The organism is Mesorhizobium sp. ANAO-SY3R2 (assembly GCF_042466635.1).
Lineage (GTDB): Bacteria > Pseudomonadota > Alphaproteobacteria > Rhizobiales > Rhizobiaceae > Aminobacter.
The window spans coordinates 319,353-335,404 of the sequence record NZ_CP159954.1 but is presented as its reverse complement, the minus strand read 5'-3'; the positions used below and the strand labels follow the sequence as shown (position 1 = coordinate 335,404).

Below are 16,052 nucleotides of genomic sequence, written 5' to 3'. Positions count from 1 at the left end.
GCATTGGGCCACGGCCCGCGCGGAGGTTGGAAAATAGAGGTCCGAAGTGGCGGGCTTCGCCCGGCGTCACGAGGTCTCGGCCGCCTCTTCCAGGCTGACACGGCGCGAGTGATCCGCCGCGATCAGCATGTAGACCGCCGGCACCACGAACAGGGTGAAAGCCGTTCCGATTGCCAGTCCGCTGGCAATGACCAGACCCATGTTGAAGCGCGATACCGCACCGGCGCCGGTGGCGGTGATGAGGGGCACGACGCCCAGCACCATTGCTGCCGTCGTCATCAGGATCGGCCGCAGCCGGATGCCGCAGGCCTGCTCGATCGCCTCGCGCTTGGACTTGCCCTGCTCCTGCAGCATGTTGGCGAATTCGACGATCAGGATGCCGTGCTTGCTGATCAGGCCCATCAAGGTCACCAGCCCCACTTCGGTATAGATGTTGAGGCTCGCGTCGCCGATTCCGAGGCTGATGAAGATGAGCGCGCCGGCAATCGACATCGGCACCGAGACCAGGATGATGACGGGGTCGCGGAAGCTTTCGAACAGGGCCGCCAGCGCCAGATAGATGATGATCAGGGCGAAGGCGAAGGTGACCAGGAAGCCCGACGATTCCTGGATGTACTGACGCGACAGCCCGCCATAGTCGACCGAATAGCCCTGCGGCAGTGTGCGCTTGGCGAGATTCTGCAGGAAGTTCAGCGCGTCGCCCTGCGCTACGCCCGGAGAGGCCACGCCCTGGATCGTCGCGCTGTTGAGCTGCTGGAAGTGATTGATCGATTGCGGGATGGCTTCGGTGGTGATCGTGGCTATGGTCGACAGCGGGATCGGAACGCCGTTCACCGTGCCGACATAGTAGTTCATCAGCTGCTGGGCGTTGAGCCGGCTGGCTTGCTGGACCTGCGGGATGACCTTATAGGAGCGGCCGTCGAGGCTGAAATAGTTGACGTAGCCGCCGCCCAGCATGCCGCCGAGGGCTGCGCCGACATCGCTCATCTTCAGGCCGAGCTGCGCGGTCTTGTTGCGGTCGATCTCGAGGGTCGATTGCGGGTTGTCGATCTTGAGGTCGCTGTCGAGGAAGATGAACATGCCGCTCTTCAGGGCTTCCTGCAGGAAGCCCTGTGACGCCTGGTCGAGGCGGTCGAAGGATTCCGTCGTGCTCAGCACGAACTGGATCGGCAGGCCTTGGCTGCCGGGCAGGGGCGGCAACTGAAAAGCTGCGGCGCGTACGCCGGCGATGCCGTCGAGCTGCTTCTGGATCACCGGCTGCAGCTCGTTCGTTGTGCGGCTGCGCAGGTCCCACGGCGTGAACACCATGCCCCCGATCGACTGGCCTGGCGCGTCGATCTGGAACACATGGGCGGTTTCCGGATAGTCGGCGTAGATTTCGTAAACCTGCCGCGAATAGAGCAGCTTCTGCTCCAGCGTGGCGTTGGGCGCCGAGGTCGAAGAGGCGATGATGATGCCCGCATCTTCCTGCGGCGCCAGTTCGCCGCGTGCGCCGGCATAGAGGAAATAGATGCTTCCAAGCACGATCAGCGCAAAGGCCATTGTCACCGGGAGATAGTCGAGGCTGCCATGCAGCCAGCGTTCATAGCCCTCGCGCACCCGCGCGAAGGCGCGGTCGATGAGATCGGCCAGCCGGTCCTGCCAACCATGCCTTTCGGCATTGCGGGCTTTGAGAATGCGCGAGCACATCATCGGCGACAGCGTCAGCGCGACGATCGCCGACACGGTGACTGCGCCGACAAGCGTGAAAGCGAATTCGGTAAACAGTGCCCCCGTTAGCCCGCCCTGGAAGCCGATGGGGACGTAGACGGCCACCAGCACCACGGTCATGGCGATGATCGGGCCGCCAAGCTCGCGTGCCGCCATGATCGCGGCAGGCACCGGCTGGACGCCTTCGTCGATGTGTCGGTTGACGTTTTCCACGACGATGATGGCGTCGTCGACGACGAGGCCGATCGCCAGTACCAGCGCCAGAAGCGTCAGCAAGTTGATCGAGAAACCAAGCGGCAGCATCAGCGCGAAAGCGCCTATCAGCGACAGCGGGATCGCAACGGTCGGGATCAGGACCGAGCGCAGCGAACCCAAAAAGGCGAAGATGACCAGGGTGACGATCAACAGCGCCTCTCCGAGCGTCCAGATCACCTCGCGGATCGAACTGTTCACGAAATCGGTCGAGTCGTAGACGATAACGCCGCGCAAGCCCTCCGGCATTTGCGCCACAATGTCGGGGAAGACCGTGCGCACGCCTGATATGACCGACAAAAGGTTTGCGCCCGGGGCGACCTGGATGCCGATATAGACCGCCTGCTTGCCGTCGAAGGCGACCTGCGATTCATAGTCGTCGGCGCCGAGCGCTACAGTGCCCACGTCCTTGAGGCGCACGATGGCGCCGCTGGCCTGCTTGATGATGAGGTTGGCGAATTCTTCAGCGCTGTGCAGGCTGGTCGATGCTGTGAGGTTGACCTGCACCATCTGGCCCTTGGTGGTGCCGAGGCCGGCTATATAGTCGTTCTGCTGCAATGCTGCCGAAATGTCGGTTGCGGTCAGGCCGTAGGAAGCGAGCTTGGCCGGGTCGAGCCAGACCCTGAGCGCGAAGTTCTGGCCGCCCAGGATCTCGGCGGTTTGCACCCCGGGCACCGCCTGCAGCTTGGGCTGCACGACGCGGGTGAGATAGTCGGTAATCTTGTTGCGTGGCAGCACGTCGCTGTCGAAGCCCATGTACATCGCATCGATCGTCTGCCCGACCTTGACGCTCAGGACCGGCTGCTGGGCCCCTGATGGCAACTGGTTGATGACCGAGCTGACCTTGGTGCTGATCTCGGTCAGCGCCTTGTCGGCGTCGTAGTTGAGCCGGAGATAGATGGTGATGACGTTGACGCCGGTCGAACTCGTCGAGCTCATGTAGTCGATGCCGTTGGCCTGGGCGATGGCGTTTTCGAGCGGGGTGGCGATGAAGCCGGCGATGACGGCGGGATCGGCGCCGTAATAGGTCGTCGTGACGGTGACGACGGTGTTTTCGGTGCGCGGATATTGCAGCACCGGCAAGGAGCCGATCGCGCGCACGCCTAGCACGAGGATGGTGAGGCTGACGACGATCGCAAGCACCGGGCGGCGGATGAAAAGGTCGGTGAAATTCATCTGGTCTGACCGAGTTTCTGCTGCCTGTCGTCCTTCGTCTGGCTGCTTGCGCTATTTGTCGCTCGGCGTCGGATTGGGGTTGTTGGCCGGCTGGACGGTATTGTCGATATGGACGGGCGCGCCGTTGCGCAGCTTGAGCTGGCCGGCGGTGACGACGACGTCGCCGTCCTTGACGCCGCTGACGACCGCGACCTGGTCGCCGCGCGTCGCACCCGTGGTGACGAATATCTGCCGGGCGGAGAGCTGCGGCTGGCCGTTGGCGTCCTTGCCATTGTCGTCGACCAGATAGACGATGTTGCCGTAGGAATTGAAGGCGATCGCCGTTTGCGGCAGCGTGACGTATTTTTCCGGAGCGGCGGTGGTGACGTCGACGGTCGCAAACATCCCCGGCAGCAGCGCATCGTCGTCGTTCTGCAAGGTGGCGCGCAACTGGACGGTGCGGGTCGCCACGTCGATCTGCGAGTTGATTGCCGAAATCTGTCCGGGGAAGGTCCGGCCGGGGAAGGTGTCGACCTTTGCCGTCACGGGCTGACCGACCTTGATCTGCGCCAGCGCCTGCTGCGGCATGTAGAAATCGACATAGATCGGATCGAGCTGCTGCAAGGTGACGATCGGAGTGCCGGCAGCGAGATACTGGCCGAGATCGACCTGGCGGATGCCGAGGCGGCCTGAAAACGGTGCGGTGATCGACTTGTAGTCGACAAGGGCCTGCTGTTGCGCGACAAGTGCCTCGGCGTTCAGCAGATTACCCCTGTCGGTGTCGACCACCTGCTGGCTTATCGTCTTGCTATTCACCAGCTTGCTGTCGCGATCGTAGACAATCTTGGCCAGGGCGGCCGTCGCCTTCAGCGCCTCAAGCTTGGCAATGTCGTCGGCAGACGCCAGTTCGAGCAGCAGATCGCCCTTGTTGACGTCGGCGCCGGATTCGAAATGCACTGCCGACACAAGGCCGGCGACCTGGGGGCTGAGGCTGGCCCCGTTGACTGCACGCAGGCTGCCGACCGCTTCCAGTTGCGGTTGCCAGTCCTGCGAGGCGGCGACCGTTGTCGACACGGTCTGCGGCGGGTTGGCAAGCGAGGCCATCACCTTGCTGATCATTGCGGATTTGAACGCCTGAAAGCCGAAGACGCCTCCCAGGACCAACCCGGTGAGGACCAGCATGATGAGCATGCGCTTCAGCATCGCCAACTCTTCCCAAATAGGGTGAGTGTTCCTGCGTGGTCGCTTGCCGCAATGGACTTTTCAGTCGGCGGACATCGCACCAACAGCGAATAACGAACGAAAGCTTGGCAAGTTCCCGGTGAGGCCGGAGCTTCAACGAATGGCTGGGGCGCACCGCAACTCAGGCGTTCATGCTGTGCAGCGCGTCCCAATTCATGATCTCGATGCAACGCAGCGACGGCAGCCTGATGATGCCTTGCTCCTTGAGCTTCGAGAAGATACGCGACACCGTTTCGATGGTCAGGCCGAGATAGTCGCCGATATCCATGCGCGACATCGGCAGTTCGATCATGTTCGTGCCGCCCTGCCGTTCGGCCAGTTCGAGCAGGAATGCCCCGACCCGCTCACAGGCGGCCTGCCGGGCAAGGACCAGGAGATGGTCCTGGGCCCTGCCGAGACTCTGCAGCGCCAGCGACAGCAGTTCGCCCGACATTTCGGGATGCGAAGCGAGCGAAAACTTGCGGATGCCGCAATTGCTGATCGCCTCGGCACAAAAATGATGCCTGTCGTCGACTTCCAGGCCGAATGTCTCGCCGGGCAGGTGGAAAGAGCTGATCTGCCGGCGTCCGTCGGCGAGCAGGCGGTAGATGCGGATGGCGCCGAATTCGACCTGATAGATGCAGCCGGCGAGTTCATTCTGCCCGTAAATCTCGGTGCCCGCGGCGAAGAAATGGAGCGGCTGCGGCCGCGTCGGCAAGAGCGGTGCCTTGGCGGTGAACTCGCGAGTGGCGATCTTCGAGGCCGTGTAGGCGATCATGGTCAACTCCCGGTCGCCTCTCCGGGAACACCACTCGCGCAAATCGGGTTCCGGCAAAATCCGGTTATGTCCCTACGGGAAATTACGTAGGGCCGCTCGCTGGCCACCCTGAGGCGATGGCGTGCCCTACCGCCCTGATGAGCGAGACGCCGAGAAACGGCTTTGGCAGTACCGTCAGGCCCATGATGTCGGACGCGATCGAAGGTGCTGCCGCCAGCAGTACAACCGGCTTGCCAAGCCGTCGAAGGTCCTGCAGTTCGGTCGGCCGGGAGCGTGTCGCGTCTTCGTCGACAATGGCGCAGACGATGGATTGGTCGAGCGGCGAGGCCAATGCGTCGTCAAGCGTGACATGCGACTCGACGTCGAACCCGTCCGCCTCGAGCACGAACACCAGCGACCGCCGAAGCCCATGGTCCGGAGCGACGACAAGGATCATGCTGGCGGCGCTCAATTGAGGTCATCTCCCTGATGCCGGCGGAGGCCGGCTGACGGGGATAAATATGCGCTTTTTGTGGAGGCTTCGCCTTGCGCGAGGTCAAATCGCGCGGCCGGAATAGCCCGGACGATCTACGGATTCGGCCCATCGGGCGCAGCAAGATTTGCCGCCAGCGCCATGCGGACGAGATCGGGCAGGTTCCGTGCCTGCATTTTCGACATCACGTTTGCCCGGTGGACCTCGACGGTACGCGGACTGATCTTGAGATCATAGGCAATGGACTTGTTCGGCAGCCCGGCGACGATGCCCGTCAGCACCTGCCGCTCGCGTTCCGAAAGTTCGGCCAGCCGGGCCTGCAGCGTGGCGGCATCGTCGGCGTCCGGCGCCTTGTCGGCAAGGTGGTCGCCGGCCCGCTTGATCGCCTCGATCAGCACGTCGTCGGCAAAGGGCTTTTCGATGAAGTCGATGGCGCCGGCCTTCATGGCTTCCACCGCCATGGACACGTCGCCATGCCCGGTGATGATGATGGTCGGCACCGTCGCATGTACCGATCGCAACGTGTGCAATAGTTCGACGCCGGTCATGTCGGGCATGCGCAGATCGGTCACCAGGCAGCCGTTGCGCAGACCCGGCGCCGCTTCCATGAAATTTCTAGCGGATTCGTGCGCGCGCACTGTGAAGCCGGCCGTGGTGAGCAGGAACGCCAGCGACTTCCTGACCTGCTCGTCATCGTCGATGATATGGACGACATAGTCACCGATATCCATGCTGCTCGTCCCCGACGGCGGGAAAGGTCAGACGGAACGTCGCGCCGCCGTTTTTGTTCCGGCCGGCGGAAATGGCACCTCCGTGCGCCTCCACGATGCGCTTGGAAATCGACAGGCCTATGCCCATGCCTCCCGGCTTGCTTGTCACGAAAGGCCTGAACAGCTGTTCAGCGACCTCGTCGGGAATGCCGCATCCGGTGTCCGATATTTCGACCACGACCGTCCTGTCGCCATTGCTGACGGTGCGTACGACAAGGTCGCGGACGTCGCTGTCGCGCATCGCCTCCATCGCGTTGCGCATCAGGTTGATCAGAACCTGCTGGATCTGCACGCGATCGGCCATGATCTTGGCCGGGCCCGGCGCGAACTCGAAGATTGACCTGACATTGCGCTCGCGCGAGCCGACAAGCGCCAGCGCGCCCGCCTCCTCGACCAGCCGGCGGATATCCTCGGGCTTCCTGTCCGTTTCACCCCGGGTCACGAATTCGCGCAGATGCCGGATGATCTGGCCGCCGCGCAAGGCCTGGCTTGCTGCATCCGTGAGCGCACCGCGCATTTTCGACGCGACAGCATCGTCCACGTCGCGCAGGAGCAGGATGCACCCCTGGATGTAATTGGCGATGGCCGACAGCGGCTGATTGAGTTCATGGGCCAGGGTCGAAGCCATTTCGCCCAGTTCGTTGAGCCGCGCCAGCCTGGCCAGTTCGCCCTGGATTTCCTGCAGCCGCGCAGCCGATTCCTCGCGCTCCGTCAGGTCGCGGATGAAGCCGGTGAAGAAGGTCTTGCCGCCGGATTGCATTTCCGCGACCGCCAGCTTCATTGGAAAGGTCGAACCGTCCTTGCGCTTCCCGATCACCACCCGATCGACGCCGATGATACGCTTCTCGCCGGTGGCAAGATAACGTTCGATATAGCCATCATGCTCGCTGTGGTAGGGTTCGGGCATCAGCAGGCGAACATTCTGGCCGACGGCTTCGGCCTGCGTGTAGCCGAACTGGCGCATGGCCGCGGCGTTGATCGACATGATCGTGCCGTCGCTCTCGATCATCACGGTTGCATCGAGGATCGTGTCGAGAATGGAACGGAGATGGGCCTCGCGTGCCTGAAGTGCGCTTTCCGCGCGATCCATGGCGCGGTAGGCTCGGTGGAGCATCTCACCCAGCCAGGCGATGGTCAGGCCGGTTCCGCCAAAGACGATGAGCTCCACGGCGTTGTAGGACAGATGCGGCTGAACGCCCGAGAGATAGAGCGTGCCCGCCAGCGACAGGCCGATAGCCACGATCCCCGGGCCGATGCCGCCTGCAATCGAGGCCACGAGGATGGCCGGCAGAAAGAGGATGTAGATGGCCCGGCCGTCGAGCAGCCCCTGCAGGCCGAAACGAACGACGAAGGCGGCGGCGACAGCCAGGATTGCGACGAGGTAGCCGGCCGCACCCTCGAAACTGCGCAAGGAGAACGGTTGCAGGAGACTGCGTTTGGGGCTCGAAACATCTCTTGCCGGCATGGTGCGGCTGCCATCTTTCGAGAGCTTTGTCTTGCGGGTTGTTCACGCGACCGGGAGACGGGCAATAGATCGACAAATAGCGCGCGGAAACGGCAAGGAAAGCCGGGCCAAGCGGATCTGGGCGGTGAAGTTGATCATCCTGCGCGGTTTCACGTCGTGGTTGCCGCTGCTGCCGGGCCTGTGGCGGATCCGGCGCGAGAGGCGGGGCAGCGGTCATGCGGCATGGATCGCCCGGCGTGGAAGCCTTCGACGCCGGGCATGCAAGGCTGTCTCGCGGTCGAAGAACCAGCGTTTGGTCGTCTCCGAAACCACGATGTACAGGAATGTGATTGCGACCACGCCAGCCATGACCGAGATGGGCAGTGGGATGAAGCCGAACAGGCCAGCTTGGGGCAGGTAGGGGATCGCAATCGCCAGCATCCCGACGCCAAGCGTGAGCCAGCCGAGCAACGGACTCGGCCGGCTCGACCAGAATGCCTTGTGCGTGCGCACGATGAGCACGATGGCGAGTTGGGTCAGTAGGGACTCCACGAACCATGCAGTTCTGAAGGTATCGGCAGTCGCGTGCAGGACCAGCAGCAGAAAGCCGAAGGTGAGGAAGTCGAAGACCGAGCTGATCAGGCCGAAGCTGATCATGAAGCGGCGAACGAAGCCGATATCCCATCGCCGCGGTTTGGCGATCTGCTCGGCGTCGACATTGTCGCCGGCAATCGCCAGCGAGGGCATCGACGACAACAGGTTGTTGAGCAAGATCTGCTTGGCCAGCAGCGGCAGGAACGGCAGGAACATCGAGGCGAAGGCCATGCTGAACATGTTGCCGAAATTGGCGCTGGTAGTGATCGAGATGTATTTCATCGTGTTGGCGAAGGTGCGTCGGCCGTCGTCCACACCGCGCAGCAGGACGCCGAGATCCTGCTTGAGCAGGATCATGTCGGCAGCTTCGCGGGCTACATCGACCGCGCTGTCGACCGAGACGCCGATGTCGGCTGCATGCAGGGCAGGGGCATCGTTGATGCCGTCGCCAAGATAGCCGACGCAATGGCCGCGCATGCGCAGCGCCTCGACGATGCGTTCTTTCTGGTTGGGATCGATCTCGACGAACAGGTCGGTGTGCGGCGCAAGTCCAAACAGCGCGTTCCTGGTCGTCCGTGACAATTGCTCGCCGGTGATGATCCGCTCGGCGCGCAGCCCCACAGCCTGGGCGAGGTGGGCGGCGACATAGCGATTGTCGCCGGTTATCACCTTGACGCTCACGCCGCGCCTGGCAAGGGCGGCCAGCGTTTCCGGCACGTCAGCCTTGGGCGGATCGAGGAAGAGAAGGAACCCGGCGAACGACAGGCCGGTTTCATCATCCCTGCCGTGGGCCTCCTGTTGCTCGAGGTGGCGGATCGCCACTGCCAGCACGCGGTAGCCCTGGGAGCTCCACTCCTGGAACTTCTGCTCGATCCCGCGCCGCTGCGCCTGGTCGAGCGCGGCATCGCCTGAGGGGGTGCGAACGCTTGTGCAGGCTTCCAGCACGTTTTGCACCGCGCCCTTGCAGATCAAGAGGCCACCGCCATCCTTCGTCCTCACCACGACGGACAGCCGCTTGCGGATGAAGTCGTAGGGAACCTCCCGAACCTTGGAATATGGCTGCAGGCCGGTGCCCGCGTCGGGCGTGGCAGCGATGGCCTCGTCGAGCGGGTTCTTGAGCCCGGTCTGCAGCGTCGCATTGAGCCGCGCCCATAGCAGGATGTCCGCCGACGTCTTGCCGTCCACGTCGAGCCAGCCGTCGAGATGGATCACGCCTTCGGTCAGCGTACCGGTCTTGTCGGTGCACAAGATGTCCATGCTGCCGAGGTTCTCGATCGCTTCGAGGCGTCTGACGATTACGCCGTTGTCGGCCATGGCGCGCGCGCCCTTGGCCAGCGTCACGCTGATGATGGCCGGCAGCAGTTCCGGCGTCAGCCCCACCGCCAGCGCCAACGAGAACAGCAGCGACTCGATCAACGGCCGGTGCAGCATCAGGTTGACGAAGAAAACCACGATGACGATAGCCAGCATGATCTCGGTCATCAGGTAGCCGAACTGGCGGATGCCCCTGGCAAAATCGGTTTCCGGCACCTTGCGCATGATTGCCGCTGCTATCCCGGCGAATTCGGTTTTGTCGCCAGTGTGGACCACGAGTACCGTCGCCATACCGCTACGCACCGACGTGCCGGTGAATACGGCATTGCTGCGCTGGGCCAGGGTCGCGCCCGGAGCAGACTGGCCGGGTGTCTTCACCACCGGAAAGGTTTCGCCGGTCAGCGTTGCCTCGCTGACGTTGAAATCCTGTGCCTGAATGATGATGCCGTCCGCCGGGACGAGATTGCCTGCCGACAGCCTGACGATGTCGCCGGGGACAATCTGGTCGGCGGGGATGCTGGTTTCTGCGCCGTCGCGCAGCACCGTGCTCCGCTGCGCGATACGCCCCTTCAGGGCCTCCATGGCCTTCGAGGCGCTGTATTCTTGCGTGAAACTCAAAATGCAGCTCGCCAGCACGATCACGCCGATGATCGCCGCCTCGTTGACCTCGCCGACCACTGCCGAAACGATCGCCGCAAACACCAGGATCAGCACCAGCGGACTGCGGAACTGCCGGGCAAAGGCGGCAAGTGCCGTGGTGCGCGATGCCTGCTCGACCGTATTGGGACCGTATCTGCCGAGGCGTTCCCGTGCGGCCGCGCCGGACAGCCCGTTTTCGTTCGACTGTAGTTCGCCAAGAAGGGCGGCGGCTGGCTGCGACCAGTAGACGTCGTCGTGACCGCCTGGCCCGGCAGTTGCGACAACAACAGTGGATGCAGCGGCAGCGGGGCCTTTCATGATCGAACGCCCGCGCCAACAAGCGGCTGGTGTGGCGCTACCACCAATTGCCCTGCACTCAAGGCGAGGCAATGTTTGGTCAGGATGCGCATGGAGGTCTCCTGAAAGATCAGGTTCAACGCTGATCCAGCATGTCCTTTCTGGGCCGCGTGGCATTGACCGGGATCAATGCCGCGTCACGCGCGAAGGCCTTCCGCCTCTTGGGCCGCAAAACGCCTCGGCTTCTTCAGGGCAATCGTGAAAGCGCTTCGAGTTGGGGCGGAAGCTGCAGGCTGGGGTAGAGTCCCGATATCGTCTTGACCGTCGCTCGGGCGCCGGTCAGGTCGCCGGCGAGAACCTGTCGCATCGCGGCGAGGACCAGCACCTCGGCGCGGTTGGGCGAGACGGTGCGCAAGCTGTCGATTTCGGCCTGGGCCGCGGCGAGATCGCCTGCCCTGAGCAAGCTTGCTGCGAGCGCAATCCGCACCTCCTGATCCCCAGGGTGTGCGGCGACCGCTTCGCGCAGGATCGGTACGGCGGCGGCGTCGCGCCGCTGCCTCCCCAGTTGTGCGGCAAGGTCCATGGCGATGCGACTGTCGCCAGGGTTCCTGGCAAAGGCGGAGGTGAGAATCGATGTCGCCTCTGCTGCATCGCCGAGTGCGTCGGCGATACGTGCGCGCATCAGCCAGGCGTCGACCAGTTGCGGGTCCATCAACACGGCTTCGGCGAAGGCGGCCCTGGCAGCGTCCCAGTTGCGCGTCGTCAGCGCCAGGCCGCCGATGGCAAGCTGTCCCTCGGGGAAGTCGGAATTGGCGGTCATCGCGGCCTTCATCTCGGTCAGCGCCGCTTCGAGCACGGTGCGCTGGGCAACTGGGAGGTCGCCGGGCGGGACATTGGCGAGTTCGAGCGCAGCGGCGACGCGAACGGAAGCGCTGGGGTCGCCAAGCAGCGGTTGCAGCCGGTTGACCCGTTCGGCCGGGCTCGTGCTGCGCCACAGCCTGATTGCCGCTTCGCGGACCAGTTCGCTGTTGTCGGCGAGCAGTGGGGCGAGTGCGGCTGCGGTCGCCCCATCGGCCTGGTCGGCCATCTCCCTGACGGCCGTGGCCCGCGCGATTGCGGGCTGGCTTGCGTCGCGGGCGATCGCCGCCAGCTTCTCGATCATCTTGCCATCCAGGCCATCCCGGCGCGCGCTGGCCAAGGTCTCGCCATAGGCGAGCGTAGACGACACCCTCTGCGGCGCCCATTGCTTGATAGCGTCAGCCGCCCAGGCCGCCTTCTGGCCGGTATGGCAGGAAAGGCAGGCATCGGGCGAGCCGGCCTTTTGCGACAGCAGCGGGTCCGGCACACGGAAGAAATGATCGCGCCTGCCGTCGACGACCATGTAGTTGCGCTCGGGCATGTGGCAGCTGACGCATTCGGCGCCCTTGGTGCCCGGTGTGTGGTGGTGATGCGATGGCGCATCGAAGACCTTGCGCTTCAATGACGGAAATTCCGCGCGGCCCGTCTCGTTGTGGCATTGCGTGCAAACGGCGTTGCCGGCTGCCACCAGTTGTCCCGAATGGGGATCGTGGCAGTTCGTGCAGGTGACGCCCTTCTGGAACATCTTCGACTGCATGAACGAGCCAAGCACATAGACTTCGTCGCGTTGCTGGCCGTCGGGGAAATAGAGCCGGTCTTCCAGCGTTGAGAGTGCGTAGTGATTGCCGAAAGGCGCCTGCGGCGGCGAACTGTCGGGCCCGAGCGCCTGGCGCCTGGAATGACAGGGTCCGCACATGTTCGCCTCGATGGCCTGTTTGCCGGTGGCGGCCGGGTGCTGCCAGCCATGCGCATCGACGCCGGAGAATTTCGAGGGATCGGTGCTCACCTTTCCCGCGGCTAGCGCCGCCCAGGCAAGATGCGCCTCGGCCGGGCCGTGGCAGGCCTCGCAGCCGACCGAAAGCTCGCTCCACTGGCTGTTGTAGCCGGGCGGCCTGGGCGCAAAATTCTTGTGGAAGTCGGTCTGGTGGCAGACCGCGCAGCGCGCCTGCCAGTTCTTGTACGGTCCCGACCAATGCAGGCCGTTGCCGGCCCGAACGTCGTCGTTGGGGTAAAGGTGGAACCAGCGCCGGGCGGTGGTGTCCCAGGCGATGTCGAGCGCTTGCAGCCGGCCGCCGTCGAGTTCCACCAGATATTGCTGCAGCGGCGCTACGCCGATGGCATATTTGATCTCGAAGACGGCAGCCTTGCCGTAGGGGCCGTCGGTTTCGACGAAATAGCGCCCGTTCTTCTGGAAGAAGCGCGACGATAGCCCTTTGTGCTCGAAGCGCGCATCGTTGAAATCCCCGAGCATGGTCTGCGGTGAGGGCAGCTTGAGCGCCCAGCTGTGGTGGGATTGTGACCAGGCACTTGCCTGTTGCTGATGGCAGCTGACGCAGGATTGCGAACCGACGAAGCCGGGCGCTTCGGCGCTCGCCGCCGCCGTCAGCACAACGAGCAGCAGCATGGCCGCGTATGCGGTCTTCACGGCTGGAATGAGCTTGGCGGGGAGGTTCCGCATATCACCTTTCCAGAGACAATCGATAGGTACGAAAGTTATGGAAGGCCGCTGCTCAATGAGTTGAGCGCGACAGCAGCGGATAGACCGTTGATTTCTTCAATACGCCCCTGCGGGTCGTGGTTCAAGCTGATGGAGCGGGCCCACCGTACCGGCGTTGCTGGGCAGCGCGCATTGACTGGGATCAATGCGCTTTCCGCCGATTGGCTTTATCTGCTTGCCACGAGGTTTCTATCTCAGGAGGTAAGCATGCTGCTCTCCAGAATCTCCCAATCTTTGAAGCAATTGTCGCCAGCCTCCCTGCTGGCCGCCTTGATCGTTGCGGCCAGTCCGGCCAGTGCCGAGGATAGAACCCCACCTCCAGGGGCGCCCGACGCCACGACCACCATCGACGGACGCTACCTGCCCAATCCGCCGCCGCCCTTCGGCGGCAAGATCAATCTCAATGCCTATCAGTCGAAACCCTTCTGGCCGCCGCGCATCGTGCCGCCAAAGGGCGCGCCCAACGTACTCCTGATCATGACGGACGATGTCGGCTTCGGCGCTCCGAGCACCTTCGGCGGCGTCATTCCGACACCGGCCCTCGACCGGATCGCCCAATCCGGGCTGCGCTATACCCAGTTTCATTCGACCGCCCTGTGCTCGCCGACGCGCGCAGCACTGATCACCGGGCGCAATCATCATTCGGTCGGCTACGGGCAGATCTCGGAAACGGCGACGGGCTTTCCCGGCTATGACAGCATCATCGGCCCTGAAACGGCGACAATCGGCACCATTCTGAGGGAGAACGGCTACGCCACCTCCTGGTTCGGCAAGGACCACAACACGCCGGCCTTCGAAGCCAGCCAGGCTGGCCCCTTCGACCAGTGGCCGCAGGGAATGGGGTTCGATTATTTCTACGGCTTCGTCGGCGGCGACACGAGCCAGTGGCAGCCTAATCTCTTCCGCAACACGACGGCGATCTACCCTTATCTCGGCCATCCCGGCTGGAACCTGACCACGGCGATGGCGGACGAGGCCGTCGCCCACATCAAGATGCTGAACGAGGTCGATCCGGCAAAGCCGTTCTTCGTTTATTACGTGCCGGGGGGCACGCACGCCCCGCACCACCCGACGCCGGAATGGGTCGACAAGATCACTTCCATGCATCTGTTCGACAAGGGCTGGAATGAACTGCGCGATACGATCTTCGCCAATCAGAAGAGGCTTGGCGTGATCCCGCAGGAGGCACAGCTCACGCCTTGGCCGAGCGACCTGCTCAAGAACTGGGACAGCCTTTCGCCCGATGAGAAGAAGCTGTTCATCCGGCAAGCCAATGTCTACGCCGCCTATCTCGCCTATACCGATCACGAGATCGGCCGGGTGATCCAGGCGGTCGAGGATGCCGGCAAGCTCGACAACACGCTGATCATCTACATCAGCGGCGACAACGGCTCGAGCGCCGAAGGCTCGCCAAACGGCACCCCAAATGAAGTCGCCCAGTTCAACAGCGTCGAGGTGCCGGTCGCCGACCAGCTGAAGTATTTCTACGACGTCTGGGGCACCGACAAGACCTACCCCCATATGGCGGTCGGCTGGACCTGGGCCTTCGACACGCCCTACAAATGGACCAAGCAGGTGGCCTCGCATTTCGGCGGCACCCGCCAGGGCATGGCGATATCCTGGCCGGAGAAGATCAAGGATGCCGGCGGCATCCGTGACCAGTTCCATCATGTCATCGACATCGTGCCGACGATCCTGGAAGCAACGGGAATTGCCGCGCCTGTGATGGTCAATGGGATCGCCCAGAAGCCGATCGAGGGTGTGAGCATGGCCTACGCCTGGAATAAGGCCAATGCGAATGCGCCGACTCGTCACGAGACGCAATATTTCGAGATGTTCGGCAATCGCGGCATCTACAACAATGGCTGGTACGCCAACACGGTACCGATCAGCCCGCCCTGGCTGCTTGGCGCGACGCCCGATCCAGACGTCATGAATGCCTACAAGTGGGAACTCTACGACCTGACGAAGGACTGGACGCAGAACGACGACCTCGCGGCCGCCAACCCCGACAAGCTTAGGGAATTGCAGGATTTGTTCCAGGTCGAGGCGTCGAAATACCAGGTCTTCCCGCTCGATAATTCGCTGGCGACGCGCATGGTCACGCCGCGGCCGAGTGTTACCGCAGGCAGGTCGGAGTTCACCTATTCGGGCACCTTGACCGGGATTCCCATGGGTGATGCGCCGCAGCTTCTGGGGACGTCCTACACGATATCAGCCGATGTCGAGGTGCCCGAGGGCGGCGGCGATGGAATGATCCTGACGCAGGGCGGTCGCTTCGGCGGCTACGGCTTCTACCTGCTCAAGGGCAAGCCGGTCTATGTGTGGAACCTGCTCGACCTGCAGCGGGAATGCTGGGAGGGCAAGGATGCCCTGACGCCGGGCAAGCACACCCTGACCTTCGAACTGGACTATGACGGGCTCGGCTTCGCCACGCTTGCCTTCAACAACACGAGCGGCATCGGTCGCGGCGCCACCGGTACTCTCAAGGTGGACGGCGAGGTGGTGGCGACCAAGGAGATGGAGCAGACGATCCCGCTTATCCTGCAATGGGACGAAACCATGGACATCGGCTCGGATACCGGCACGCCGGTAGACGACATCGACTACAAGATCCCGTTCGCCTTCGACGGCAAGATCGACAGACTGACCATCGACATCAATCGTCCGAAACTGTCGCCTGCCGACATGAAGCGGCTGGCGGAAGGTGCCCAGCGCAGCAATTCCTCCAGTGAATAGAGGCGGACCTGCCACGACTGGAGACTGGGGTGGCCGCAAGCCATCCCAGTCTCTCGCAGGGCGCGGGCGCAATGGTTTGACGACCGTTCAAG

At 63.3% G+C, this 16,052-nt stretch carries 9 protein-coding genes; 1 reads left to right on the top strand and 8 read right to left on the bottom strand.

Annotated elements, in window-relative coordinates; all coding sequences use genetic code 11:
- Window positions 1-66: 66 nt before the first annotated feature.
- The 8 genes from ABSY17_RS04350 to ABSY17_RS04315 all read right to left on the bottom strand — a co-directional run bounded on the left by ABSY17_RS04350 (window position 67) and on the right by ABSY17_RS04315 (window position 13,182).
- Window positions 67-3,138 (bottom strand): efflux RND transporter permease subunit, encoded by a 3,072-nt coding sequence (locus ABSY17_RS04350; protein ID WP_378941998.1) that lies wholly within the window; start codon window positions 3,136-3,138, stop codon window positions 67-69.
- 51 nt (window positions 3,139-3,189) lie between these two features.
- Complete coding sequence (locus ABSY17_RS04345) at window positions 3,190-4,320, bottom strand: efflux RND transporter periplasmic adaptor subunit (protein WP_378941996.1); 1,131 nt, start codon at window positions 4,318-4,320, stop codon at window positions 3,190-3,192.
- A 160-nt stretch (window positions 4,321-4,480) separates the two neighbouring features.
- A complete protein-coding gene (locus tag ABSY17_RS04340; protein WP_378941993.1) occupies window positions 4,481-5,116 on the bottom strand; it encodes a helix-turn-helix domain-containing protein in 636 nt (211 codons plus the stop codon).
- Between the two features lie 82 nt (window positions 5,117-5,198).
- Window positions 5,199-5,567: a hypothetical protein gene (locus ABSY17_RS04335; protein WP_378941991.1), complete on the bottom strand. Its 369-nt coding sequence runs from the start codon at window positions 5,565-5,567 to the stop codon at window positions 5,199-5,201.
- Between the two features lie 116 nt (window positions 5,568-5,683).
- Window positions 5,684-6,313 (bottom strand): response regulator FixJ, encoded by a 630-nt coding sequence (fixJ, locus tag ABSY17_RS04330; protein ID WP_378942571.1) that lies wholly within the window; start codon window positions 6,311-6,313, stop codon window positions 5,684-5,686.
- Entirely contained in the window at window positions 6,306-7,823 is a 1,518-nt protein-coding gene (locus tag ABSY17_RS04325) for a PAS domain S-box protein (RefSeq protein WP_378941989.1), read from the bottom strand. The genes fixJ and ABSY17_RS04325 overlap by 8 nt, the downstream gene beginning before the upstream one ends.
- A 213-nt stretch (window positions 7,824-8,036) precedes the next feature.
- A complete protein-coding gene (gene mgtA, locus ABSY17_RS04320; RefSeq protein ID WP_378941987.1) occupies window positions 8,037-10,667 on the bottom strand; it encodes a magnesium-translocating P-type ATPase in 2,631 nt (876 codons plus the stop codon).
- Between the two features lie 226 nt (window positions 10,668-10,893).
- On the bottom strand, window positions 10,894-13,182 hold the full coding sequence (locus ABSY17_RS04315) for a tetratricopeptide repeat protein (protein ID WP_378941985.1): 2,289 nt from the start codon (window positions 13,180-13,182) through the stop codon (window positions 10,894-10,896).
- 246 nt (window positions 13,183-13,428) lie between these two features.
- Here ABSY17_RS04315 and ABSY17_RS04310 point away from each other — a divergent pair, with 246 nt between their 5' ends.
- Window positions 13,429-15,960 (top strand): arylsulfatase, encoded by a 2,532-nt coding sequence (locus tag ABSY17_RS04310; protein ID WP_378941982.1) that lies wholly within the window; start codon window positions 13,429-13,431, stop codon window positions 15,958-15,960.
- Window positions 15,961-16,052 lie beyond the last annotated feature (92 nt).